The 23,143-nt window shown below is 64.6% G+C and carries 21 protein-coding genes and 1 tRNA gene; 14 read left to right on the top strand and 8 right to left on the bottom strand.

The genetic code is table 11. The features are described from left to right. Positions 1 to 10 precede the first annotated feature (10 nt). Positions 11 to 1,810: an extracellular solute-binding protein gene (locus QTH90_RS01985; RefSeq protein ID WP_286662855.1), complete on the bottom strand. Its 1,800-nt coding sequence runs from the start codon at positions 1,808 to 1,810 to the stop codon at positions 11 to 13. Between the two features lie 37 nt (positions 1,811 to 1,847). Here QTH90_RS01985 and fabI point away from each other — a divergent pair, with 37 nt between their 5' ends. Then, positions 1,848 to 2,639 (top strand): enoyl-ACP reductase FabI, encoded by a 792-nt coding sequence (fabI, locus tag QTH90_RS01980; RefSeq protein WP_286662854.1) that lies wholly within the window; start codon positions 1,848 to 1,850, stop codon positions 2,637 to 2,639. 64 nt (positions 2,640 to 2,703) lie between these two features. Beyond that, complete coding sequence (locus tag QTH90_RS01975; protein ID WP_444814666.1) at positions 2,704 to 3,612, top strand: DNA ligase; 909 nt, start codon at positions 2,704 to 2,706, stop codon at positions 3,610 to 3,612. An 18-nt stretch (positions 3,613 to 3,630) separates the two neighbouring features. Here the strand turns inward: QTH90_RS01975 and QTH90_RS01970 are convergent, their stop codons facing one another. Further along, positions 3,631 to 4,188 carry a fasciclin domain-containing protein gene (locus QTH90_RS01970; RefSeq protein WP_286662853.1) on the bottom strand — a complete coding sequence of 186 codons (558 nt, stop codon included), beginning with the start codon at positions 4,186 to 4,188 and terminating at the stop codon, positions 3,631 to 3,633. A 165-nt stretch (positions 4,189 to 4,353) separates the two neighbouring features. Between QTH90_RS01970 and QTH90_RS01965 the strand changes: the two genes are divergently transcribed. Together QTH90_RS01965 and QTH90_RS01960 are read left to right on the top strand one after the other, a co-directional pair. Further along, positions 4,354 to 5,094 carry a phosphonate utilization associated transcriptional regulator gene (locus QTH90_RS01965; protein ID WP_286662852.1) on the top strand — a complete coding sequence of 247 codons (741 nt, stop codon included), beginning with the start codon at positions 4,354 to 4,356 and terminating at the stop codon, positions 5,092 to 5,094. A gap of 12 nt (positions 5,095 to 5,106) precedes the next feature. Then, positions 5,107 to 5,976, top strand: a complete 870-nt coding sequence (locus tag QTH90_RS01960; RefSeq protein ID WP_286662851.1) for an EamA family transporter — start codon at positions 5,107 to 5,109, stop codon at positions 5,974 to 5,976. Here QTH90_RS01960 and QTH90_RS01955 read toward each other — a convergent pair whose 3' ends face one another. Then, complete coding sequence (locus QTH90_RS01955) at positions 5,977 to 8,247, bottom strand: arginine/lysine/ornithine decarboxylase (RefSeq protein WP_286662850.1); 2,271 nt, start codon at positions 8,245 to 8,247, stop codon at positions 5,977 to 5,979. Positions 8,248 to 8,356: 109 nt separating this feature from the next. On the opposite strand from QTH90_RS01955, the gene QTH90_RS01950 reads away from it, so the two are divergent. The 4 genes from QTH90_RS01950 to QTH90_RS01935 all read left to right on the top strand — a co-directional run bounded on the left by QTH90_RS01950 (position 8,357) and on the right by QTH90_RS01935 (position 10,489). Further along, positions 8,357 to 8,788 (top strand): NfeD family protein, encoded by a 432-nt coding sequence (locus tag QTH90_RS01950; protein ID WP_286662849.1) that lies wholly within the window; start codon positions 8,357 to 8,359, stop codon positions 8,786 to 8,788. A gap of 33 nt (positions 8,789 to 8,821) precedes the next feature. Continuing rightward, positions 8,822 to 9,754, top strand: coding sequence for an SPFH domain-containing protein (locus tag QTH90_RS01945; protein WP_286662848.1), 933 nt, complete (start codon positions 8,822 to 8,824; stop codon positions 9,752 to 9,754). Positions 9,755 to 9,812: 58 nt separating this feature from the next. Beyond that, positions 9,813 to 9,903 (top strand) — tRNA-Ser (locus tag QTH90_RS01940). Positions 9,904 to 10,099: 196 nt separating this feature from the next. Then, positions 10,100 to 10,489 (top strand): response regulator, encoded by a 390-nt coding sequence (locus QTH90_RS01935; RefSeq protein ID WP_286662847.1) that lies wholly within the window; start codon positions 10,100 to 10,102, stop codon positions 10,487 to 10,489. A gap of 67 nt (positions 10,490 to 10,556) precedes the next feature. Here the strand turns inward: QTH90_RS01935 and QTH90_RS01930 are convergent, their stop codons facing one another. The 4 genes from QTH90_RS01930 to QTH90_RS01915 all read right to left on the bottom strand — a co-directional run bounded on the left by QTH90_RS01930 (position 10,557) and on the right by QTH90_RS01915 (position 14,229). Then, positions 10,557 to 11,762: a branched-chain amino acid ABC transporter substrate-binding protein gene (locus tag QTH90_RS01930; protein WP_286662846.1), complete on the bottom strand. Its 1,206-nt coding sequence runs from the start codon at positions 11,760 to 11,762 to the stop codon at positions 10,557 to 10,559. A 123-nt stretch (positions 11,763 to 11,885) separates the two neighbouring features. Then, positions 11,886 to 12,302, bottom strand: a complete 417-nt coding sequence (locus QTH90_RS01925; protein ID WP_286662845.1) for a hypothetical protein — start codon at positions 12,300 to 12,302, stop codon at positions 11,886 to 11,888. Continuing rightward, entirely contained in the window at positions 12,302 to 12,739 is a 438-nt protein-coding gene (locus tag QTH90_RS01920) for a DNA polymerase III subunit chi (RefSeq protein WP_286662844.1), read from the bottom strand. Before QTH90_RS01920 ends, QTH90_RS01925 begins: the two co-directional genes overlap by 1 nt. Next, a complete protein-coding gene (locus QTH90_RS01915; protein WP_286662843.1) occupies positions 12,736 to 14,229 on the bottom strand; it encodes a leucyl aminopeptidase in 1,494 nt (497 codons plus the stop codon). The genes QTH90_RS01920 and QTH90_RS01915 overlap by 4 nt, the downstream gene beginning before the upstream one ends. A 21-nt stretch (positions 14,230 to 14,250) precedes the next feature. Here QTH90_RS01915 and lptF point away from each other — a divergent pair, with 21 nt between their 5' ends. The 6 genes from lptF (at position 14,251) to QTH90_RS01885 (ending at position 19,267) form a co-directional block, all read left to right on the top strand. After that, a complete protein-coding gene (gene lptF, locus QTH90_RS01910; RefSeq protein ID WP_286662842.1) occupies positions 14,251 to 15,354 on the top strand; it encodes an LPS export ABC transporter permease LptF in 1,104 nt (367 codons plus the stop codon). Further along, a complete protein-coding gene (gene lptG, locus QTH90_RS01905) occupies positions 15,351 to 16,457 on the top strand; it encodes an LPS export ABC transporter permease LptG (RefSeq protein ID WP_286662841.1) in 1,107 nt (368 codons plus the stop codon). The genes lptF and lptG overlap by 4 nt, the downstream gene beginning before the upstream one ends. Before the next feature lie 4 nt (positions 16,458 to 16,461). Beyond that, complete coding sequence (locus QTH90_RS01900) at positions 16,462 to 16,830, top strand: sirohydrochlorin chelatase (protein ID WP_286662840.1); 369 nt, start codon at positions 16,462 to 16,464, stop codon at positions 16,828 to 16,830. Between the two features lie 63 nt (positions 16,831 to 16,893). Further along, the gene (locus QTH90_RS01895) at positions 16,894 to 17,835 is read left to right on the top strand and encodes a CysB family HTH-type transcriptional regulator (protein ID WP_286662839.1); all 942 of its coding nucleotides are present in this window, start codon (positions 16,894 to 16,896) and stop codon (positions 17,833 to 17,835) included. Continuing rightward, positions 17,832 to 18,998, top strand: coding sequence for a pyridoxal phosphate-dependent aminotransferase (locus QTH90_RS01890; RefSeq protein WP_286662838.1), 1,167 nt, complete (start codon positions 17,832 to 17,834; stop codon positions 18,996 to 18,998). Before QTH90_RS01895 ends, QTH90_RS01890 begins: the two co-directional genes overlap by 4 nt. Positions 18,999 to 19,108: 110 nt before the next feature. Further along, positions 19,109 to 19,267 (top strand): DUF3309 family protein, encoded by a 159-nt coding sequence (locus tag QTH90_RS01885; protein ID WP_286367752.1) that lies wholly within the window; start codon positions 19,109 to 19,111, stop codon positions 19,265 to 19,267. 72 nt (positions 19,268 to 19,339) lie between these two features. Here the strand turns inward: QTH90_RS01885 and hrpA are convergent, their stop codons facing one another. Next, entirely contained in the window at positions 19,340 to 23,128 is a 3,789-nt protein-coding gene (hrpA, locus tag QTH90_RS01880; RefSeq protein ID WP_444814703.1) for an ATP-dependent RNA helicase HrpA, read from the bottom strand. Positions 23,129 to 23,143 lie beyond the last annotated feature (15 nt).

Here is a 23,143-nt window from a genome sequence, read left to right as displayed (position 1 = left end):
TTCTTGTCGGCTACCGCGCCCACCAAGTGGTCATGACCCAGTCTTCACCGGACGCATAGGGCGGCATCGGCGCCTTGTAGGCCAGCCGCCAGGCGTTGTAGGCGATGCGATGCACCATCAAGGTCCATTGCGGAATCAGGTAGTGGCTGTGCATGATCACGCGGTCGAGCGCCCGGCAGGCCGGCAGAAGCTCGGCCTTGGTGTCCGCGCGCACGATGTCCACGACCAGCGCATCGATCGCCGGGCTGCTCACGCCCATGTAGTTGCCGGAACTCTCCGTCGCCGCCGCCTTGCTGCCGAAGATGTCGGCCAGTTGCTGGCCGGGATTGTGCGTGCCCGGGAAGTTGATGGTCGTGATGTCGAACTCGAACTTGTCCAGACGCTGCTGGTACAGCGCGAAATCGACCGAGGCGAACTTCAGCCCGATGCCGAGCTTTTCGAGATTGCGCATCCAGGGCGACACGGTCCGCACACCGCCTTCCTTGCTGTCCAGGTATTCAAGCTCCATCGGACGGCCTTGCGCGTTGCGCAGCGCGCCTTCCCGGTATTCCCAACCGGCTTGCTTGAGCAATTCCTGCGCCCGGCGCAGGTTGTTGCGCAGGGAATGCCCCGCCCCCTCCGTGGTGGGCGGCTCGTACATCGGCCCGAACACCTCGTCGGGGACCTTTCCGCGCCAAGGCTCGAGCAGCTTGAGTTCTTCCGGGGAAGGCTTGCCTTCGGCCGCGCAATCGGTGTTGCCGAACAGATCCCTCACGCGGGGATAGCCACCGTAGAACATCTGGCGACTCATCCAGTCGTAGTCGAATGCCAGGCCCAGGGCCTCCCGGACCCTTCTGTCCTGCAGCAACGGGCGCCGGCTGTTGAGCACGTAGCTCTGGAACCCCGAAGGCAGCCGGTGCGCAAATTCGCGCTTGACCAGTTCGCCGGAGTCGAAGCGCTTGCCCGTCACGCGGCGCGCCCAGTCGCCGGCCGAATAGAAGCTCATCATGTCGAACTCGCCCGCCTTGAAGGCCTCGAGCCGCGCCGTGTTGTCCTTGTAGATCTTGATGGTGATGCGGTCGAAGTTGTTCGTGCCTCGCCGCACCGGCAGATCACGCGCCCAGTAGCCGGGATCGCGCACGTAGGTGATGTCCTTGCCGAAGCGCACGGGGCCGATCTTGTACGGCCCGCTGCCGATCGGGATGTCCATGATGACCTGGTCGAAGGGCTTGGCCTTGCCATTCTCCATGCCCCATCGGCGGCTGAAGACCGGCAGCCCGCCGACGACCAGCGGCAATTCGCGGTTCGGCTTCCTGAACTTGTAGCGAATGGTGCGCGCGTCGACCACTTCGGCGCTTTCGACGTCTTCGAGCATCGTCTTGTACGCCGGGGACACATAGGGACCGATCAGCGTGTCGTAGCTGTGCTTGACGTCGGCCGCCTCGACCTGGCTGCCGTCGTGGAAGCGCGCTTCCGGCCGAAGCCTGAAGGTTGCGCTGAGCCGATCGGGCGACACAACCACGTCTTCGGCCAGAAGACCGTAGCCGGACGCCGTTTCGTCCATGGACCCGGCCAGCAGCGAATCGAACATCAGGCTGCCCAAGTAGGCCGGCGGGGCGCCCTTGATGGTGAAGGGGTTGTACTTGTCGAAGGTGGAGTAACGCTGGTTGCTGACCAGCCGAAGCTCCCCGCCCCTGGGCGCATCGACGTTCACGTAGGCGAAGGCCTTGAAGTCGGGCGGGTACTTGAGGTCATCCCACATGGCATAGCCATGCGCCGCCCAAGCGGGAACCGCGCACACCATCAGCCAGCAGAACGAGAGAACCCGCATGCGAGAATTCTGCCCAAGATTTTCACGAGGTCGACCCATGGGCTTTCTTTCCGGCAAAAAACTTCTGATCACCGGCGTGCTGAGCAACCGCTCCATCGCCTACGGCATCGCCAAGGCGTGCCATGAACAGGGCGCCGAGCTGGCGTTCAGCTACGTGGGCGAGCGCTTCAAGGACCGCATCACCGAATTCGCGGCCGACTTCGGTTCGAAGCTGGTCTTCGATTGCGACGTGGGCGACGATGCGCAGATCGACAAGCTCTTCGCCGACCTGTCGCAGACCTGGCCCAAGTTCGACGGATTCGTCCACAGCATCGGCTTCGCCCCGCGCGAAGCGATCGCCGGCGACTTCCTCGACGGCCTGTCGCGCGACGCGTTCAAGGTGGCGCACGACATCAGCGCCTACAGCTTCCCCGCGATGGCCAAGGCCGCCCTGCCCTACCTCAACGACAAGTCGGCGCTGCTGACGCTGACCTACCTCGGCGCCATGCGGGCCCTGCCCAACTACAACACGATGGGCCTTGCCAAGGCTTCGCTCGAAGCCTCGGTGCGCTATCTCGCAGAATCGCTCGGGCCGAAGGGCATGCGCGTCAACGGCATCAGCGCCGGCCCGATCAAGACGCTGGCGGCCAGCGGCATCAAGGGCTTCGGCAAAATCCTGTCCGCCGTTGCCGAGGTCGCGCCGATCCGCCGCAACATCACGATCGAGGAAGTCGGCAATGTGGCCGCTTTCCTCCTGAGCGACCTCGCCAGCGGCGTGACCGCCGAGATCACCTATGTCGACGGCGGCTTCAGCCACGTCGTCGGCGGCATCGCGGAGCCTGCCGCCTGAGAAGGCCCGTAGCACTTCGGAACTCCATAATTCCGGCATACCTACAAATGCCGGGGAGTTGATCGTGAGTTTTTCTATTCGCGCGCGCCGCGCCGCGCCCGTTGTCCTGTCTCGCCGCGCGCTCGTGCTGGCCGCATTCGGCGCTGCGTTCGCCTTGTCACGTCCCGTCGATGCGGCGGCACGGGGCGGTGCAAAGGCGCCACCACTCATGCTGGCGGAGGTCTATCGCCGTGGCATGCCACTGGATGACTACTGGGTCAGCGAGAAATATGACGGCGTTCGGGGCTACTGGGATGGCAAGAAGCTCTGGACGCGCGGCGGCGAGCCCGTCGCGGCGCCCGCCTGGTTCACGGCCCCGCTCCCCCCGATCCCGATGGACGGGGAATTGTGGGCGGGTCGCGGGCGCTTCGCGCACACGGTATCGACCGTGCGCAGCCAGACACCGGTCGACGCGGCCTGGCGCGAGATCCGCTTCATGGTCTTCGACCTGCCCGCAGCCCGCGGCGACTTCACGGCGCGCCTCTCCACGCTGCGCAAGTTGCTGCCCATCCCTGATGCAACATGGCTCTTCGCCGTGCCGCAGGAACGCGCCACCACGCACGAGGCGCTGCAGGCCCTGCTCGACAAGACGGTCCGCATGGGCGGCGAAGGCCTGATGCTCCATCGCGGCGCCTCGGCCTATCAGCCCGACCGCAGTGCCGCCCTGCTCAAGGTCAAGCCCTTCGAGGATGCCGATGCCCGCGTGGTCGCGCACGTCGGCGGCCGCGGCAAGCACGCCGGCCGCCTGGGCGCGCTGATGGTCGAGATGCCCGACGGCAAGCGCTTCAAGCTCGGTACCGGCTTCAGCGACGCCGAGCGCGAAAATCCGCCCGCGATCGGCACCTGGGTCAGCTACCGGTACAACGGAACGAACCCGTCGGGCTTGCCAAGGTTCGCCCGCTTCCTGCGGGTGCGCGACGCCATCGCGCCCTGAGGAACATCGAAGGCTGCCTTACTTCGGCAGCAGCACCTTGTCGACCACGTGAATCACGCCGTTCGACTGGATCACGTCCGCGGTCGTCACGTTCGCGGTGTTGCCGTGCTCATCCGTGACCATCACCTTGCCACCGCTGGCCTTGGCCGTGAGCGTGCCGCCGGACACAGTCTTCAACGAGGCCATGCCCTTTCCGGCCATGATCTCCTTCGTCAGCGTGGCTGCGTCGAGCTTGCCCGGTACCACGTGATAGGTCAGGACGCTCGTCAGCTTCGCCTTGTTCTCCGGCTTGAGCAGCATGTCGACCGTGCCGTCGGGCAGCGCCGCAAAGGCGTCGTTCGTCGGAGCGAACACGGTGAACGGGCCCGGACCCTTGAGGGTCTCGACCAGCCCGGCGGCTTTCACTGCCGCAACCAGCGTCGTGTGGTCCTTCGAATTGACTGCGTTGTCGATGATGTCCTTGGTCGGAAACATCGGTGCGCCACCGACCGTGACTTGCGCCATGGCCGAGGCCGCGCCGGCTGCCATGACGATGGCGAGCGTGACGGATGCGATGCGATGGGTGCTGCTCTTCATGAAAGGCTCCTGTGGTTGGAACCGCCGCAAAACGCGCGACGGCTGCAACCTATACGGAGCCGCGAGCGATTTGGATTCAATGCGGCGAGGTCGCCAGTCCCCGGTGACATGAGCGCATTTTGTAAGTTGTAGACAATCTACAAGCCCAGCCCTTACCATCGCCGCATGCCCAAGCCGATATCCCCCCACCCAGGCATTGCACAACTTCAGGGCAACTCGCTCGCCAGCCTGGTGCAGGCCGAGATCGAGCGCATGATCCTCGACGGCGAACTCGCCTCGGGCGCCAAGCTCACCGAGGCCGCATTGGCCGACCAGCTCGGCGTCTCCCGCGGTCCAGTGCGCGAAGCTTTCCGCATGCTCGAGGAAGCCGGTCTCGTGAGGACCGAGAAGAACCGCGGCGTTTTCGTGCGCGACGTACCGATCGAGGAAGCACTGGAGATCTTCGAAGTCCGTGCAGTCATGGACCTCTATGTAGGCCGCAAGCTCGCGGAAACTCTCGGCACCGCGCAGATTCGAGAGTTGCGTCAGCTTGCCGACGCGATGGACCAGGCCGCCAAATCCGGCGACGCCGCCGATTTCCATCGCTTCAACCTGCTGTTCCACGACCGCCTGCTCGAACTCGCGGGCAATGCCAAGCTCACCGCGACCTACCGCAAGCTGATCAATGAACTGTCCCTGTTCCGGCGCCAGAACCTCACGACCGAATCAATGACCGTCTTCGCCCGTGAACACCGCCAGATCGTCAAGGCCATTGCGGCGCGCGATGCCGACGCGGCCGGCCAGGCCATGTTCCAGCATGTGATGAATAGCCGCGAGCGGACACAGCGCAACTACGAGAAGCGGCAGCCTGCGCCCGGAACCCCGAAGACCGCCAAGCCAGCCGACAACGCTGCGCTCGCGTCCTGAGCGGCCCGCCCCGTGGCACTGACCGGGCCGATCGTTTTCGCCGTGCTGTGCGGCGCATTCCTGCATGCAGGCTGGAACGCCTTGATCAAGTCCGGGCGCGACAAGGCGCTCGACACCGCGTTGATTCACAGCATGGGCATCTTCGTGGCCGTGCCCCTGATTTTCGTCACCGGGCTGCCGGCGCCTGTCGCGTGGCCCTACATGATCGCCTCGATGGTGATCCATCTCGGCTACTACATCGCCCTGGCCGGCGCCTACAAGCATGGCGACCTCGGACTCACCTACCCGGTCATGCGGGGCTGCGCCCCGCTGCTGGTGGCCATGGGCAGCCTGGCATTCATCGGCGAAGGCATCTCGGCGGCCGCCTGGGCCGGTGTCGCGATCATTTGCGTGGGCGTGGTCACGCTGGGCCTCTCCCGGTCGGCATTGCGAAGCGGAGATGAAGCACAGCGACGCAAGGCGCTTGGCTTCGCACTGGTCAATGCTGCCATCATTGCGCTCTACACCGTGATCGACGGCCTCGGCGTCCGCGCGTCGGGCGATGCGTTTGCCTACGTGGCGGCGCTGTTCCTCTTCGACGGGATTCCCTACCTGCTGCTGGTGCTGTGGCGGCGACCGGGCCAGCGCCGCGCCGCTTTCACGTACATGGCCGGCCGGTGGAAGATCGCCTCGATCGGCACCCTCGCCTCGCTGGGCAGCTACGGCATCGCGTTGTGGGCGATGACGCATGCGCCGGTGGCCGTCGTCGCGGCGCTGCGCGAAACATCGGTGCTATTCGCCGCGCTGATCGGCACACTCTTCCTGCGCGAGGCCTTTGGCTGGCAGCGCGCCGCAGGCACGGTGATCATCGTGGCCGGCGTGATGACCTTGCGCCTGGCCTGATCAGGCCGCGCGCACGCAATCAGCGTAGTAGCGCTTGCGTCCCGTCTCGTCGATACGTCCCACGAGGCCGTGGATGTCGGTCTCGAATCCCGGGCACTCGGTGTTGAACTCGCGCGCGAACTTCAGGTAGTCGACGATCTTCTTGTTGAAGACCTCGCCTGGAATCAGCAGCGGAATGCCGGGCGGGTACGGCGTGATGAGACTGGTCGTGATGCGACCTTCGAGGTGATCGATCTCGACGCGCTCCGTCTTGCGGTGCGCGATATGCGCAAAGGCATCGCTCGGCTTCATCGCCGGCGTGAGGTCGCTCAGGTACATCTCCGTGGTCAGCCGCGCGACGTCGAAGCGCGCGTACAGTTCGTGGATGTGGTGACACAGGTCACGCAGTCCGAGCCGCTCGTACTTGGGATGCGCCTGGCAGAACTCCGGCATGATCCGCCACATCGGCTGGTTGCGCGCGTAGTCGTCCTTGAACTGCTGCAACGCCGTCAACAGCGTGTTCCAGCGGCCCTTCGTGATGCCGATCGTGAACATGATGAAGAAGCTGTAGAGCCCCGTCTTCTCGACGATCACGCCATGCTCGGCCAGGAACTTCGTGACGATACTGGCGGGGATGCCGGTCTTGGCGAACTTGCCGTTCAGGTCCAGGCCCGGCGTGACGATGGTCGACTTGATCGGGTCGAGCATGTTGAAGCCGTCAGCCAGCTTGCCGAAGCCGTGCCACTTCGCCGTGCGCGATTCGCCCTTGATGATCCAGTCGTCCGCGCGGCCGATGCCCTCGTCGACCAGCTTCTCGGGGCCCCAGACCTTGAACCACCATTCTTCCTTGCCGAACTCGGCCTCGACCTTGCGCATCGCGCGGCGGAAGTCGAGTGCTTCAAGGATGCTTTCCTCCACCAGCGCAGTGCCGCCCGGTGGCTCCATCATCGCGGCCGCGACGTCGCAGCTCGCGATGATTGCGTACTGCGGGCTCGTCGACGAGTGCATCAGGTAGGCCTCGTTGAACAGGTCGCGGTCCAGTGCCCGGTTCTGCGAGTCCTGCACCAGCACGTGGCTCGCCTGGCTGATGCCGGCGAGCAGCTTGTGGGTCGACTGCGTGGCGAACACGAGCGATTCCGTCGGACGCACGCGACGCTTGCCCATCGCGTGGTAGGCGCCGTAGAACGGGTGGAAGGCCGCGTGCGGCAACCATGCCTCGTCGAAGTGCAGGGTGTCGACGTAGCCGTCGAGCATGTTCTTGATCGTCTCGGTGTTGTAGATCACACCGTCGTAGGTCGACTGCGTGAGCGTCATCACGCGCGGCTTGACCTTGTTCGCATCCACATGCGAGAGCAGCGGATTGGCCGCGATCTTGGCCTTGATGGCCGCCGGCTCGAATTCGCTCTTCGGGATCGGGCCGATGATGCCGAAATGATTGCGCGTCGGCTTCATGAACACCGGGATCGCGCCCGTCATGATGATCGCGTGCAGGATCGACTTGTGGCAGTTGCGGTCGACCACCACCACGTCGTCCGGCGCTACGGTGTGGTGCCACACCATCTTGTTGCTGGTGCTGGTGCCGTTGGTGACGAAGAAGCAATGGTCGGCATTGAAGATGCGCGCCGCGTTGCGCTCGCTTGCGGCGACCGGGCCGGTGTGGTCCAGCAGCTGGCCCAGTTCCTCGACCGCATTGCACACGTCGGCGCGCAGCATGTTCTCACCGAAGAACTGGTGGAACATCTGGCCGACCGGACTCTTCAGGAAGGCGACCCCGCCCGAGTGGCCGGGGCAATGCCATGAGTACGAACCGTCTTCCGCGTAGTCGATCAGCGCCTTGAAGAACGGCGGCTGCACGCCTTCGAGGTAGCTCTTGGCCTCGCGGATGATGTGGCGCGCCACGAACTCCGGCGTGTCCTCGAACATGTGGATGAAGCCGTGCAGCTCGCGCAGGATGTCGTTCGGGATGTGGCGGGAGGTCTTGGTTTCGCCGTAGATGTAGATCGGCACGTCGGCGTTCTTGCGACGCACTTCGCCGATGAAGTTGCGCAGGCTCAGCACGGCCGGATCGAGGTCGGGGCCGACGGAGAACTCCTCGTCGTCGATCGACAGGATGAAGGCGCTGGCACGGCTCTGCTGCTGCGCGAACTGGCTCAGATCGCCGTAGCTCGTGACGCCCAGCACTTCGAAGCCCTCACTCTCGAAAGCCTGCGCGAGCGCGCGGATACCGAGCCCCGACGTGTTCTCGGAACGAAAGTCCTCGTCGATGATGACGATGGGAAAGCGAAATTTCATGAGCGGGGCTCCCGACTGGCAAATAGGCGCGAAGTGTACGGAATTCAGATGAAGGCCTCAGTCAGCTTTGACACAATCCCTTCAACCTACAACAAAGAGAGGAATCGACATGGCGAGTTCCACCATCTGGTGGTTGATAGCGGGGGCCGCTATCGTGGTCGAGCTGCTGTCCGGAACGGGCACGGTCTACCTGCTGCTGATGAGCGCCGGCTTCGTCGCAGCGGCATTGTCGGCGCACGCGGGCGCCGCGGTCGGCACTCAGCTGATCGTGGCGGCGGTCGTGGGCCTCGGGGCGGTGGTCGGCTGGCATGCGATCCGCCGCAAGCGCCCGCCCGAGCCGCCGACGGGCGCCAATCGCAACGTCAACCTCGATATCGGCGAAAGAGTCCACGTCGACGCCTGGAACGCCGATGGCACCGCCACGGTCCGCTACCGTGGCGCGCAATGGACCGTCGTGGCTCGCGACGGGAGCGCGTTGGCAACGGGCGAGCACAAGGTCGCCGAGGTGATCGGCAGCCGCCTCGTCGTCGAGAAGATCTGAATCAGAAACCACAAGAAGGCAGGAAAGAAACCCATGGAATTCGCAGTCGTCCCCCTCGTCATCCTGGTGATCGCCGTGATCGTCATCACCCAGTCGATCAAGTTCGTGCCGCAGCAGAACGCATGGGTGCGCGAGCGCCTCGGCAAGTACCACGGCACCATGACGCCCGGGCCCAACTTCCTGATCCCCTTCATCGACCGGGTGGCGTACAAGCACAGCCTGAAGGAAATCCCGCTGGACGTGCCGAGCCAGGTCTGCATCACCCGCGACAACACGCAACTGCAGGTGGACGGCATCCTCTACTTCCAGGTAACCGACCCGATGCGGGCGAGCTACGGCTCGTCGAACTACATCGTGGCCGTGACGCAGCTGGCCCAGACCTCTCTTCGCAGCGTGATCGGCAAGCTCGAACTGGACAAGACATTCGAGGAACGCGACATCATCAATTCCCAGATCGTCTCCGCCATCGACGAGGCGGCGCTCAACTGGGGCGTGAAGGTCCTGCGCTACGAGATCAAGGACCTGACGCCGCCGAACGAGATCCTCCACGCGATGCAGCGCCAGATCACGGCCGAACGCGAAAAGCGCGCACTGATCGCCGCTTCGGAAGGCCGTCGCCAGGAACAGATCAACATCGCCACCGGTGAGCGCGAGGCTTTCATCGCACGCTCGGAGGGCGAAAAGCAGGCGCAGATCAACAATGCGCAGGGCGAGGCGGCCGCGATCACCGCAGTGGCCGAAGCGACTGCCGGCGCCATCGAGCGCATCGCCGCCGCGATCCGGCAGCCGGGTGGCGAGCAGGCCGTGCAGCTCAAGGTGGCCGAGCGCGCGGTCGACGCCTACGGCAAGGTCGCGGCCGACGCCACGACCACGCTGATCGTGCCAAGCAACATGAACGAAACGGCAGCCCTCATCGCTTCGGCAATGCGGATGGTGCAGGCCGGCAAGACGTCCGCCTCCGCCTGAACGCTTTCGCGCGAACGCCGGAAAAATCGACCCTCGCCACTGCTACAATCGTGGGCTCGGAGCGGTGGATGAGCGGTTTAAGTCGCACGCCTGGAAAGCGTGTGAGGGTTAATAGCCCTCCGCGGGTTCGAATCCCGCCTGCTCCGCCAGGAAAAACCGATCCAGCAGTTTCCACCTGCACCAGGAACGTCTTGAAAGCCCCGCTTGCCGGGGCTTTTTTGTGGGCGTGACCATCCTGACCGCGCCGTCTTCGTCTGCTTTCTCCTACGCGACGGCGGCGCTCGGGCGCATGGAATTCCAGCCGCAGGCCGCTAGTCTTGGGCCCTTGTATTGGCAGGAATTCGCATGGCCCTCTTCACATTCCTTGTCGAAGACAACAGGACCATTCGAGACAATTTGATCCCGGCGCTGGAGGATCTTGCAGATGCTGCCGTCGTTGGCATAGCCGAGACTGAATCGGACGCGGTCACCTGGTTGAGTGCGCATCCCGACGATTGGCAACTCTTGATCGTGGATCTGTTTCTCAAGGAAGGCTCGGGACTGGGTGTGCTTCGCAGTTGCATGAACCGCCCTGCGTCGAAGCGTGCGGTGGTGCTCAGCAACTACATCAATCCCGATATCCGGGCGCGATGCACGGCGTTGGGCGCGGACGCCGTCTTCGACAAATCGAGGGAGCTCGACGCCTTCTTCGACTTTTGCAACGACAGCAAACGCACCCATTCTCAATCGCGGTGACCAACTACGCGCGACCATGAGAAAAGGGCCCGAAGGCCCTTTCTTGTTTTCGCTGCGAAGCAGCTGCTCAGCGCACCACGGCGATCTGCGTACGTGCACCACCCTTGTAGGTGTACAGCGTCAGCGCACCGTTCTTGATGTCGCCCTTTTCGTCGAACGCGATCGGACCGGTCAGGCCCTTGTATTCGACCTTGCTGACTTCAGGCAGGTACTTTTCAGGATCCGACGAGCCGGCCTTTTCCATCGCGGCGGCCAGCACTTGCACGGCGTCGTAGACGTACGGAGCGTAGATCTGGACTTCAACGCCGTTCTTTTCCTTGAACTTGGCCTTCCAGGCATCCAGCGGAGCCTTGAAGTCGCCGTCCACGCCACCTGCTTCAGCGCACACGACCATGTCTTCGCCGATCGCGTCGCCAGCCAGCTTGGCCAGTTCGCCGGTGCACAGGCCGTCGCCACCCATGAACTTGACGTTCATGCCGAGTTGCTTGACTTGCTTGAGCATCGGGCCGCCGACAGCATCCATGCCGCCGAAGAACAGCACGTCAGGCTTTGCGCCCTTGAGCTTGGTCAGGATGGCATTGAAGTCGGTCGACTTGTCGGTGGTGAATTCGTGACCGACGATGGTGCCGCCGGCAGCCTTGGCGGCCTTCTCGAATTCCTCGGCGACGCCTTGGCCATAAGCCGTACGGTCATCGATCACGGCAATGTTCTTGCCCTTGAGCGTTTCAACTGCGTACTTGCCCAGCGTGCCGCCGAGTTGCGTGTCGTCAGCCACCACGCGGAAAGTGGTCTTGAAGCCCTGGCGGGTGTACTTGGGGTTGGTTGCCGACGGCGAGATCTGCGGAATGCCAGCGTCGCTGTAGAGCTTGGAGGCAGGGATCGTGGTGCCGGAATTCAGGTGACCCACAATGCCGTTGACCTTGCTGTCGACCAGCTTCTGTGCCACTGCTGTGCCTTGCTTCGGATCGGCTGCATCGTCTTCGGCGAGCAGTTCGAACTTGGCAACCTTGTCGCCGATCTTGATGCCCTTGGCATTGAGGTCCTCGATAGCCATGCGTGCGCCGAACTCGTTGTCCTTGCCGAGGTGGGCGATGGCGCCGCTGGTCGGTGCAACGTGACCGATCTTCACGACGAGCGCGTCAGCCGGAGGTGCTGCCGGTGCGGGCGCCGCTGCAGTCGGTGCGGGAGCAGCGGGAGCCGCAGCTTCTTCCTTCTTGCCACAGGCCACAAGCGCGAGAGCAGCCAGTGCGACCGCAGTCCATTTCAATTGCATGGGAAACCTCCAGAACATTGATAAATAGAGTTGAAAACCGGTCTTTCGATCCGGGCGCGAAGACTGAGCAAATTTCGCGCCGAGGATGCGCAGCGCCCTCGCGCATTCGACCCGGCGCGCAGTTTAGCCCAAGGATTGCGGGCCGAAAGCTGGCGTAGACCCTGTGTTTTCGGAAAGCTCGTGGGCCAAAGCCTCGCTCACCAGCGCACGCAAAACCGCCTCGATTTCAGTGCGAAGACCAGGGATCATCCTGTCGAGGTGTTGCTGAACGGCAGCTGACACCGCATCGCTCACGCGCTCCTCGAGCGACAGGTCGACGCGCTGCAGGACGCGGTGCAGCAATTGCTCTTCGAGCCGGAAAGCCTCGGCCTCCGAGAGCTGGGCCAAAGGCGTCAGCGCGACCGCTTGCGAAGGCTCGATCACAGCTGGCGCCGGCGGCTCCGACGGTGCGATTTCGTCTACGGCCGGCGCAGCTTCGGGCGGCAATTCGAGCACCGTCGTCAGCGTGGGCACGAAGCGTGGCGGGGTGCGCTGGGTCATCAGCTTGCACTCCCGCCGTAGGGGTGGGTGCGAATCGCATACCCACGATCCTTGTAGTGCCGCCAGCGCGTGCGGCCCGCGAGCTTGTCGGCGTCGTCGCTGCTGACGATGTCGATCAGCCGCTCGAAACGCTCGAACCTCGCGGGCAATTCGGCCCCGAGGTTCACGAGGATGGGGCGGTCAGGCAGCGAGGCTTCGCCGCTTTCGGCCAGCACCACCGGTGATCGCGCCAGGATGTGAGCGTCATCTTCGATGCGGCAGTGCGGGATGAATTCAGTCGGCGTCAACGTCCACAGCGACTGGTCGATGGCATCCAGCGTCGCGCCGTCGGCAACGACCACCAAGCGCGCGCCATGCGCGGCGACCGCCTTGCGAAGCAGCCGGCAGGCGTAGCTCACCTTGTCCGGCATGTTGTAGTGGCCGTCGATTTCAGTCACGCCGCGGACCGGGCCTTCCTGGCCTTGCGCGCAGGCGACTTGATGTCGCCCTTCCGGCTCTGGCCCAGCAGGTAGTTCAGCAGCAGCCCCACGGGACGGCCGGTGGAGCCCTTGGCCGCTCCGCTCTTCCAGGCGGTGCCTGCGATGTCCAGGTGCGCCCATGGAAAGTCGCTCGTGAAGCGCTGCAGGAACTTGGCGGCTGTGATCGCACCGCCCGCACGTCCGGCGATGTTGGCGACGTCGGCGAAGTTGCTCTTCAGGCCCTCGGCATAGTCGTCGTCCAGCGGCAGGCGCCAGCAGCGGTCCTGCGATTCCTCTCCGGCGGCAGCCAAGGCGCCCGCGAGCACGTCGTCGCTCGAAAACAGCCCGCTGCGCACGCCGCCCAGCGCCACCACGCAAGCACCCGTCAGGGTCGCGATGTCGATCACGGCAGCGGGCGCGAAACGCTTGGCATAGGTGAGCGCATCGCACAGGATCAGGCGCCCTTCCGCATCGGTGTTGAGAACCTCGATGGTCTGGCCGCTCATGCTGGTCACGACGTCTCCCGGCTTGACCGCATGGCCGTCATTCATGTTCTCGCACGAGGGCACCAGGCCGATCACGTTGATCGCAGGCTGGATGTCGCCGAGCGCGCGGAACACGCCCAGCACGCTCGCAGCGCCGCACATGTCGAACTTCATTTCGTCCATCTCGGCAGCGGGCTTGAGCGAAACGCCGCCGGTGTCGAAGGTGATGCCCTTGCCGACCAGCACGACCGGCGCCTGCTCCTTGGGTGCGCCGTGATAGCGCAGCACGATGAAGCGCAGCGGCTCCGCCGACCCTTGCGCAACGGCGGAGAACGCCCCCATGCCGAGCTTGGCGACTTCCTTGGGCCCGAGCACTTCGCACTTGATGTTCGGCAATTCGGCCAGGTTCTTCGCTGCATCGGCCAGCAGCGTGGGCGTGCAATAGTTGCCGGGACGATTGCCCCATTCCTTCGCCAGTTCGATGCCCGCGACGGTTGCCGTGGCTTCATCGAAAGCCTGGCGCAGCGGCCCGGCATCCGCCACGCCGATGCTCAGGTGGCGAATCGTCCGGGACTCGGCCTTGGACTTGGTGGTGGTGTAGACATAGCTGGCATCGGCCGCTGCGATCACCGCACCGCCGACACCGGCCGCGTCCGCGGCCTGCGCGAAGACGACGGCCACGCGCTTGGGGTTCGACCCCTTCGCCGCGTTGACAGCCGCGATCACGGTCGAGCGCACCGACGACGGCTTGCCGTCCCCCACCGACGCCAGCACCACGCGCGGCGCGGTCACGCCGGCCGGACGATAGAGCGCGAGCAGCTTGCCGGCCTTGTCCGGCAAGTCCGCGGACTTCCGTGCGTCGGCAATCAGCGTGGAGAGAGCATCCTTGGAGGTGCTGGAGCCGGACGCCACGAGCACGATGAGCACATCGCATTTTTCGGTGGCGGCCTGGGCGATGGAGAGGGTCTTGAGTTGAAAGTCCATAATCCTTTTTTTCCCTCGACGATGTTATTCCATTCCTCTATACGCAAGGAGCTGTCGCGCAGCTTCGGGGCCACGCTGGTCGTTCTGGTCACCATCGTGATGACGATGATGCTGATCCGCACGCTCGGACTGGCGGCCAAAGGCAGCGTGAATCCCTCCGAGGTCTTCCTCGTGATGACCTACACCGTGCTCGGCTACATGCCGACCATCCTGGGGCTCTGCCTCTTCATCTCGATCGTCGGCACGCTCTCGCGCATGTACCGCGACAGCGAGATGGTGATCTGGTTCTCCGCCGGGCGGGGACTGGCCGAGTTCCTGCGGCCTCTCTATCAGTTCGCGTGGCCGATCCTGCTGCTGATTGCCGTGCTGGCGCTGGTCGGTTGGCCCTGGGCCAACTCGCAGACCCAGGGCATGCGCCAGCGCTACGAGCGCCGCAGCGACATCGAAAGAGTCGCACCGGGCGAGTTCCGCGAGTCGTCCGGACGCCTGCGCGTGTTCTTCATCGACAAGGACGCGCCGGACAGCGCCACCGCCAACAACGTCTTCATCTCCTCGATCGAACGCAACCTGCAGATCATCACGTCCGCTCGCAGCGGCCGGATGGAGGACATCGATGGCGTGCGCTACCTGCTGCTGAGCAACGGTCAGCGCCTGGAGAGGCCGCTCACGCCGGACGGAATCAAGATCAGCGAGTTCGAGACCTACGGCGCCAAGGTCGGCGGCCGCCTGGACAGCTCGCCGGACGCCGCACCCGTGCGCACCCGCACCACGCTGACGCTGCTGCGCGACCCGAACCTCGTCAATCGCGGCGAGTTGGCGTGGCGCGTCGGCATGCTGTTCGCTGCCGTCAACTTCGTCCTGCTGGCGTTGACGCTGTCGAGCGTGAACCCGCGCGTGGGCCGTAGCGGCAACCTGCTCTTTGCGCTGTTCGCCTTCGTCGTCTACTACAACATGCTCAACCTGGGCCAGAACTGGGTGGGCTCGGGCCGCTTCAGCATGGGCGGCTTCATGCTCGCCCTGCACGGCGGCGCGCTCCTCATCGGCGTGCTCTGGCTGGCGAAGCGACATTTCAACTGGAGTCGTCCGTCGCGTCGCTCCCGAACTGCAACGACACCCCACGCGTGAAAACAATCCGTCGCCTGATCTACGTCGAGGTGGTGAAGGCCGTTGCCTTCGTCGCCCTGGGCTTCCTGAGCCTTTTCTTCTTCTTTGACTTCGTCGATGAACTGCAGTCGATCGGCCGCCCCGAAAGCCTCGGCTATGGCGCCGTCCAGGCGCTGATCTACGTGACGCTGCTGATCCCGAGCCACCTCTACGAACTGCTGCCGATCGCGGTGCTGATCGGCACCATCTTCGTGATGGCAAGGCTCGCGCAGAGCTCCGAATACACGATTTTGCGCACCAGCGGTCTCGGCCCGTGGCGCGCACTGCGCACGCTGCTGCTGCTGGGGCTCGGCTTCGTGGTGCTGACCTTTGCCGTCGGCGACTACATCGCGCCGGCTTCGGACCGGACGGCCCAGTTGCTCAAGGCGCGCTTCCAGAACGTCTACTCCTTCGTCGGGAACACGGGGGCATGGCTGAAGGAAAGGCAAGGCGAGAACTCCTACGCAGTCAACGTGGCCACCATGTCGCGCAATGGCTTGCTGAAGGATCCTCGCATCCTCGAGTTCGGACCGAACGGCTTCATCCTGTCGCAAGTGTCGGCAGCCTCCGCCCAAACCGATGGCGGCCACTGGACGCTGGTGGACGTGGAGCGCCAGGAGTACGACACGCGCGGCCCCGGCGAACCCCGCATCGTCACGACCAAGATTCCGATGCTGGAATGGCCGACCTCGCTGACCACCGAAATGGTGTCGGTCGCCCTCCTCCGGCCGGACCGCATGCGCACGCTCGACCTGTTCGACTACATCCGCCACCTCGAGGCCAACGGCCAGACGGCGCAGCGCTATGAGATCGAGTTCTGGCGCAAGGTGTTCTATCCGTTGTCGTGCCTGGTGATGGTCGTGCTGGCCCTGCCCTTTGCCTACCTGCATTTCCGGCAGGCCGGCATCACGACCTATGTGTTTGGGGGCGTGATGATCGGCATCAGCTTCTTCCTGCTGAACAACGTCTTCGGCTACCTGGGCAACCTTGGCAACTGGTGGCCATGGATGACGGCGGCCGCGCCCGGCCTGATCTATTCAGTGATGTCGCTGGCCGCCTTCAGTTGGCTGGTGCTGCGGCGCTAGTTCCATGACGGCGTCGCTGGGCATCGTCCTCTTTGCGCACGGATCGCGCGACGAGCGCTGGCGCGCGCCAGTGGAGGCCGTGGCCCGGCGGGTCGCAGACCTGGATCATTCGGCCAAGGTCGTGTGCGCCTATCTCGAACTGATCGAGCCCGACTTGCGCACAGCCGCCGCCCGGCTCATCGAAAGCGGCGTTGACTCGATCCGGGTCGTGCCGCTCTTCCTCGGCATGGGCAAGCATGTGCGCGAGGACCTGCCCCGTTTGCTCGACGGATTGCGTGCATCGCATCCGGCAGTTGCGTTTTCGCTGACCCGCGCGGTTGGCGAGGAGCCGGAAGTGATCGAGCTGCTGGCACGAAAGGCGTTGGAATCCTGATTTCCTGGTGATTTTCATAGACTCCGAAGGCATAATGAATGCCGAAATAAGACGGAAATTGTTATGAATCTTCACCAGTTCAAGTTTGTACAGGAGGCGGTACGGCGCAACCTGAACCTGACCGAGGCGGCCAAGGCGTTGCATACCTCGCAGCCCGGCGTCTCCAAGGCCATCATCGAACTCGAGGAAGAACTGGGCGTGGAAATCTTCGCCCGGCATGGCAAGCGCCTCAAGCGCGTGACCGAGCCCGGCCAGCACGTGCTCGCCAGCATCGAGTTGATCATGCGCGAGGTCGGCAACCTGAGGCGGATCGGCGAACAGTTCAGCGCCCAGGACAGCGGCACACTTTCGATCGCCACCACCCACACGCAAGCGCGCTACGTCTTGCCGGTGCCTGTGGCCAAGCTGCGCGAGGCCTATCCGAAGGTGAACGTCAGCCTCCATCAAGGCTCGCCCGATCAGGTTGCACGCATGGTCATCGACGAAATCGCGGAGATCGGCATCGCCACCGAATCGCTCGCCGACTACGCCGAACTCGTGACGATGCCCTGCTACGAGTGGCAGCACGTGCTGGTGCTGCCCAAGGGCCACCCGCTCGCGGAGAAGGAGCGCATATCGCTCGAAGACCTGGCGAACGAGCCGATCATCACGTACCACCCTTCCTTCACCGGCCGCACGCGCATCGACCATGCCTTCGCGCAGAAGAAGCTCACGCCGCGGATCGCCCTGGAGGCCATTGACTCCGATGTCATCAAGACTTATGTCCGGCTCGGGCTCGGCGTCGGCATCGTGGCCGAAATGGCGGTGCGCGACGACTCCAACGCAGACTTGGTCGTGCGTCCGATGGGGCACATCTTTGGCGTCAACATCGCGCGCGTGGCGTTCAAGCGCAGCGCCTACTTGCGCAACTTCGTCTTCAAATTCGCCGAGCTGCTTTCGGACCGGCTCGACCGCAACCTGATCGCCAAGGCCTTGAGCGGTCACAACCAGGACTACGAACTGTGAGCACCGTGATCGCCCGTACACCCGACGTACAGACCAAGCTGCCCGCCGTCGGCACGACCATCTTCACCGTGATGTCGGCGCTGGCCACCGAGAAGAACGCGGTGAACCTCGGCCAGGGCTTTCCGGATTTCGGCTGCGACCCAAAGCTGCTGCAGGCCGTGACCGATGCGATGGCGGCCGGCCACAACCAGTACCCGCCGATGCCCGGCATCCTTCCGTTGCGCGAGGCAATCGCCACGAAGATTGCGACGCTGTACGGGCACGGCTACGACGCGCAGAGCGAGATCACCGTCACGGCCGGCGCCACGCAAGCGATCATCACCGCGATCCTTGCCGTGGTGCGTCCAGGCGACGAAGTCATCGTGCTGGAGCCCTGCTACGACAGCTACGTGCCCAACATCGACCTGGCCGGCGGCACCGTGGTGCGTGTGCCGCTGACGCCCGGTACTTTCCGCCCCGACTTCGGCAAGATCGCTGCGGCCATCACGCCGCGCACGCGCGCGATCATCATCAATACGCCGCACAACCCGAGCGCCACGGTGTGGACCGAGGCCGAGATGCGCCAGCTCGAAGAGTTGCTCGCTCCCACCGACGTGCTGGTGATCAGCGACGAGGTCTACGAGCACATGGTCTACACGGGCGCGCGCCACGAAAGCGCCTCGCGCTTCCCCGGCCTGGCTGCACGCAGCTTCATCGTGAGCAGTTTCGGCAAGACCTACCACGTGACAGGCTGGAAAGTCGGCTACGTGGCCGCGCCCGCCGCCCTCACCGCCGAGTTTCGCAAGGTGCATCAGTTCAACGTGTTCACCGTCAACACGCCGATGCAGCATGCGCTCGCGAGCTACATGGCCGATCCGGCGCCTTACCTCGAACTGCCCGCTTTCTACCAGCGCAAGCGCGACCTGTTTGCGGCGGGCCTTGCCAGAACACGGCTCAAGCTCCTGCCGAGCGGCGGCACGTACTTCCAGTGCGTCGACATCAGCGAAGTGAGCGACCTGGGCGAGTCCGACTTCTGCCAATGGCTGACGAGCGAGATCGGCGTCGCGGCCATCCCGCTGTCGGCCTTCTACGGTGACGGATTCGACCAGCGCGTGGTGCGTTTCTGCTTCGCCAAGAAGGACGAAACGCTGCAAACGGCCATCGAGCGGCTGGCGCGGCTCTGACACAAACGGTAGGAGAGTCCTGACCGCCGGAGGGCGCCCCTTCCGGCGATGGATTCGACGCGCAGCACCGACCATGGACTCCTCAAAACATTCCGCCCTAGGAGAAGTCCATGTCTCTCTCGTTGATTCTGCTGATCGTCCTCATCCTGCTGCTGGTGGGCGCGCTGCCGAGCTGGGGCTACAGCCGTGGCTGGGGCTATGGTCCTAGCGGTGGCCTGGGCCTGGTGCTGCTGGTCGTGATCGTGCTGCTTCTCATGGGACGCATATAGTCCCGCGCGCGCTCCCCACCCAATGAGAAAAGCCCGCTTCCGCGGGCTTTTCTTCGTCTGCAAACAGCCCTCTCAGCTTTCGAGTTGCACCCACAGCTTGTCGAGCCGTTTCACGCTGACCGGCTGCGGTGTGCGCAGTTCCTGCGCAAAGAAGCTCACACGCAACTCCTCCAGCAACCAGCGGAATTCGCTCATCCGCTCGTCCGCCGCGCCCTTGCGCTCGGCCAGCAGGCGCCAATAGCGCTGCTCCTGCGGACGAAGCTCTGCCAGCCGCTGCGCGTCGCGCGCCGGGTCGCCGCGAAGCTTGTCGAGCCTCAGGGTGATCGCCTTGAGATAGCGCGCGAAATGCTGCAGCCGTGGCCACGGCGTGTCGGCAATGAAGCGCTTGCACATCAATCGCTGCAACTGCTGCACGGCGTCGGCGGTGGCAGTGGGCTGGACCTTGGTGTCCTTGATCTTGCGCGCTGCCTGCGTGTACTCGGTGAGAATCACGCCGGCCAGCCGCGCGACCTCGTTCGCGATGAGCGTGAGCCGGCCGCGTCCCTCCTCCACACGGCGCTTGAAGCTCGCTTCGTCGGCCGGCAGCGGGTCCTGCAGGAAGGCACGCTCCAACGCCACGTCGATGATCTGCGCGCGAAGCTCTTCGGCGGTGCCGAGCGGCATGTACGCCACGGCCATCTTCTGCAGGTCGGGGATGTTCTTCTCGAGGTACTTGAGGGCATCCTTCAGTTGCAGCGCGAAGAGGCGCCGCAACCCGTTTCTGTGCTTCGCGGCTGCAACGGCAGGCTCGTCGAACACCTCGATAGTGACCGCGTCGCCGCCATCCAGCAGCGCGGGGAAGCCGATCAGCGATTGCGCGCCGCGCCGGACTTCCATCAGTTCGGGAAGTTCGCCGAAGGTCCAGGCCGTGTAGCGTTGGCCCGCAGGTAGTGACGGCGCTGCGGGCTCGTTCCGCGCGGGCCCCGCCGATGGCTGCGCTCCAGAGCCTGCAGGCGCGGTTGCGGCGGGCGTCGCGGACGCCTTGACGTTGAGCCCTGCCAACGCCTGGAATGCTCCCCGCGCCTGCGCGCCCAGTTCCGCTTTCAGGGCACCGAGGTTGCGCCCCATGCCGAGTTGGCGACCGTGTTCGTCCACCACGCGCAGGTTCATGAACAGATGCGGCGGCAGCATGTCGAGCTTGAAGTCAGCCCGCTTCACGTCGAGGCTGGTCTGGTCGCGCACGCGCTTGAGCAATGCATCAGTGAGCGAACCATGACCGAAGACTTCCGGCGCCGCGAGCGTCTCGCTGAGACGCGCAGCCGATTCCGGCAATGGCACCAGTCGGGCGCGCGGCTTCTGCGGCAGGCTCTTGAGCAGGGCTTGCACCTTGTCCTTCAGCATGCCGGTCACCAGCCATTCGCAGCGCTCTTCGCTGACCTGGTTCAGCACGAAGAGCGGGACGGAGACGGTCAGGCCATCCTTCGCGTCACCGGGTTCGTGCAGGTAGGTCGCCGCGCAATCGACGCCGCCCAGGCGCAGGGTCGGCGGGAACGATTGCGTCGTGATGCCGGCCGCCTGGTGCCGCATCAACTCGTCGCGCGTCAGGTACAGCAGCCGCGGCTGTTCCTTCGACTGCTGGCGATACCAATTCTCGAAGGTGATCCCGCTCGCAACATCCGGCGGCAGTTGGGCGTCGTAGAAGGCGTAGATCAGTTCGTCGTCGACCAGCACGTCCTGCCGCCGCGACTTGTGCTCCAGGCCCTCGACCTCGCGCACGAGCTTGCGGTTGGCCGCGAGGAAAGGCAGCTTGCTTTCCCACTGGCCACCGACGAGCGCCTCGCGAATGAAGATCTCGCGGGCAGCGACTGGGTCCACCTTGCTGAAGTCGACGCGTCGCCCGCTATAGACCACGAGGCCGTAGAGCGTCGCGCGTTCCAGCGCCGCCACCTGGGCGCCCTTCTTCTCCCAGTGCGGATCGAGCAACTGCTTCTTGAGCAGGTGTCCGGCGACCTGTTCGAGCCACTGCGGCTCGATGTTCGCGATGCCGCGGCCGAAGAGCCGCGTAGTCTCGACGAGTTCGGCGCAGACGATCCATCGGCCCGGCTTCTTCTTCAGGTGCGCGCCCGGGTGACGGTAGAACTTGATGCCGCGCGCGCCGAGATAGGCCTCGTCGTCCTCGAGTTTCCAGCCGACGTTGCCGAGCAGGCCCGAGAGCATGGAGAGGTGCAATGGCTCGTAGCCCGCGGGCTCGCCGTTGATGCGCCACTTGTGTTCGGTGACAACGGTGAGCAACTGCGAGTGGATGTCGCGCCATTCACGCACGCGACGTACGTTGATGAAGTTCTGGCGCAGCAGCTGTTCGTACTGGCGGTTGCTGAGCTTGTGGGTGTCGCCATGCCCGCCACGCGCGTCCTGAATCCATTTCCAGAGCCGCAGATACCCGCTGAACTCGCTCTTTTCGTCATCGAACTTCGAGTGCGCCTGGTCCGCCTGCTGTTGCGCGTCCATGGGCCGATCCCGGACATCCTGGACTGACAAGGCGCTGGCGATCACCAGCACCTCTTCGAGCGCACCGCGCGTGCGAGCCTCCAGGATCATTCGGCCGACGCGCGGATCGAGCGGCAGCTTGGACAGTTCAGCCCCTGTCGGCGTGAGCTCGTTCGCGTCGTCGACAGCGCCGAGTTCGTTGAGCAGTTGGTAGCCGTCGGCGATCGCTCGCCGCTGCGGCGCCTCGAGAAACGGAAAGCGCTCGACGTCGCCCAGATGCAGCGACTTCATCCGAAGGATCACGCCCGCGAGCGAGGAACGCAGGATTTCCGGGTCGGTGAACCGCGGCCGGCCTTCGAAGTCCTTCTCGTCGTAGAGCCGGATGCAGATCCCGTTGGCCACCCGGCCGCAACGGCCCGCGCGCTGGTTGGCGGCCGCCTGGCTGATCGGCTCGACCAGCAACTGCTCTACCTTGCTGCGGAAGCTGTAGCGCTTGACCCGCGCAGTTCCGGTATCAACCACGTAGCGGATGCCGGGCACGGTCAGCGAGGTTTCGGCGACGTTGGTGGCCAGCACGATGCGGCGGCCGGTGTGGCCGTCGAAGATGCGGTCCTGCTCAGCCTGGGAGAGGCGCGCAAACAGCGGCAGCACCTCGGCGCTGCGCATCAGCGGCTGATGGCTCAGGTGCTTGCGCAGATGATCGGCCGCCTCGCGGATCTCGCGCTCGCCGGGCAGGAAGACCAGGATGTCGCCCGCGTTGTGCGGATCGCGCCAGAGTTCATCCACGCCGTCGGCAATGGCGTCGTTGAGATCGTAGTCGCGCGATTCCTCGAAGGGGCGGTAGCGCTGCTCGACCGGAAAGGTCCGGCCCGACACCATGATCGTCGGCGCCGGCCCCTTCGCCGAAGCGAAATGCTGTGCGAAACGGTCGGCATCGATGGTCGCCGACGTCACGATCACCTTCAGGTCCGGCCGGCGCGGCAGGATCTCGCGCAGGTAGCCCAGCAGGAAGTCGATGTTCAGCGAGCGCTCATGTGCCTCGTCGATGATGAGCGTGTCGTAGGCCTTGAGCAGCGGATCGGTCTGCGTCTCCGCCAGCAGGATGCCGTCGGTCATCAGCTTGACTGACGCATCGCGCGACAGCCGGTCCTGGAACCGCACCTTGTAGCCGACCACGTCGCCCAGCGGCGTCTTCAGTTCCTCGGCGATGCGCTTGGCGACCGATGACGCCGCAATGCGGCGCGGCTGGGTATGGCCGATCAGCCTGCCCTTGCCCGGCGGAGCGTTGAGCTTGCCGCGTCCCAGCGCCAGCGCGATCTTGGGCAGCTGCGTGGTTTTGCCCGAACCCGTCTCGCCACAGACGATCACGACCTGGTTTGCCTCGATGGCGGCCATGATTTCGTCGCGCCG

Source organism: Variovorax flavidus, from assembly GCF_030317145.1.
Taxonomy (GTDB): domain Bacteria; phylum Pseudomonadota; class Gammaproteobacteria; order Burkholderiales; family Burkholderiaceae_C; genus Variovorax; species Variovorax flavidus.
Note: the sequence above shows the minus strand (reverse complement) of the source record. Positions and strands in the feature narration are given on the sequence as shown.

What these genes read in the sequence shown, in the direction of transcription:
- QTH90_RS01985 (WP_286662855.1), bottom strand. Translation starts at nt 1,810, where the DNA reads ATGCGGGTTCTCTCGTTCTGCTGGCTGATGGTGTGCGCGGTTCCCGCT.
- fabI (WP_286662854.1), top strand. Translation starts at nt 1,848, where the DNA reads ATGGGCTTTCTTTCCGGCAAAAAACTTCTGATCACCGGCGTGCTGAGC.
- QTH90_RS01970 (WP_286662853.1), bottom strand. Translation starts at nt 4,188, where the DNA reads ATGAAGAGCAGCACCCATCGCATCGCATCCGTCACGCTCGCCATCGTC.
- QTH90_RS01965 (WP_286662852.1), top strand. Translation starts at nt 4,354, where the DNA reads ATGCCCAAGCCGATATCCCCCCACCCAGGCATTGCACAACTTCAGGGC.
- QTH90_RS01955 (WP_286662850.1), bottom strand. Translation starts at nt 8,247, where the DNA reads ATGAAATTTCGCTTTCCCATCGTCATCATCGACGAGGACTTTCGTTCC.
- QTH90_RS01950 (WP_286662849.1), top strand. Translation starts at nt 8,357, where the DNA reads ATGGCGAGTTCCACCATCTGGTGGTTGATAGCGGGGGCCGCTATCGTG.
- QTH90_RS01945 (WP_286662848.1), top strand. Translation starts at nt 8,822, where the DNA reads ATGGAATTCGCAGTCGTCCCCCTCGTCATCCTGGTGATCGCCGTGATC.
- QTH90_RS01935 (WP_286662847.1), top strand. Translation starts at nt 10,100, where the DNA reads ATGGCCCTCTTCACATTCCTTGTCGAAGACAACAGGACCATTCGAGAC.
- QTH90_RS01930 (WP_286662846.1), bottom strand. Translation starts at nt 11,762, where the DNA reads ATGCAATTGAAATGGACTGCGGTCGCACTGGCTGCTCTCGCGCTTGTG.
- QTH90_RS01925 (WP_286662845.1), bottom strand. Translation starts at nt 12,302, where the DNA reads ATGACCCAGCGCACCCCGCCACGCTTCGTGCCCACGCTGACGACGGTG.
- QTH90_RS01915 (WP_286662843.1), bottom strand. Translation starts at nt 14,229, where the DNA reads ATGGACTTTCAACTCAAGACCCTCTCCATCGCCCAGGCCGCCACCGAA.
- lptF (WP_286662842.1), top strand. Translation starts at nt 14,251, where the DNA reads ATGTTATTCCATTCCTCTATACGCAAGGAGCTGTCGCGCAGCTTCGGG.
- QTH90_RS01900 (WP_286662840.1), top strand. Translation starts at nt 16,462, where the DNA reads ATGACGGCGTCGCTGGGCATCGTCCTCTTTGCGCACGGATCGCGCGAC.
- QTH90_RS01895 (WP_286662839.1), top strand. Translation starts at nt 16,894, where the DNA reads ATGAATCTTCACCAGTTCAAGTTTGTACAGGAGGCGGTACGGCGCAAC.
- QTH90_RS01885 (WP_286367752.1), top strand. Translation starts at nt 19,109, where the DNA reads ATGTCTCTCTCGTTGATTCTGCTGATCGTCCTCATCCTGCTGCTGGTG.
- hrpA (WP_444814703.1), bottom strand. Translation starts at nt 23,128, where the DNA reads ATGGCCGCCATCGAGGCAAACCAGGTCGTGATCGTCTGTGGCGAGACG.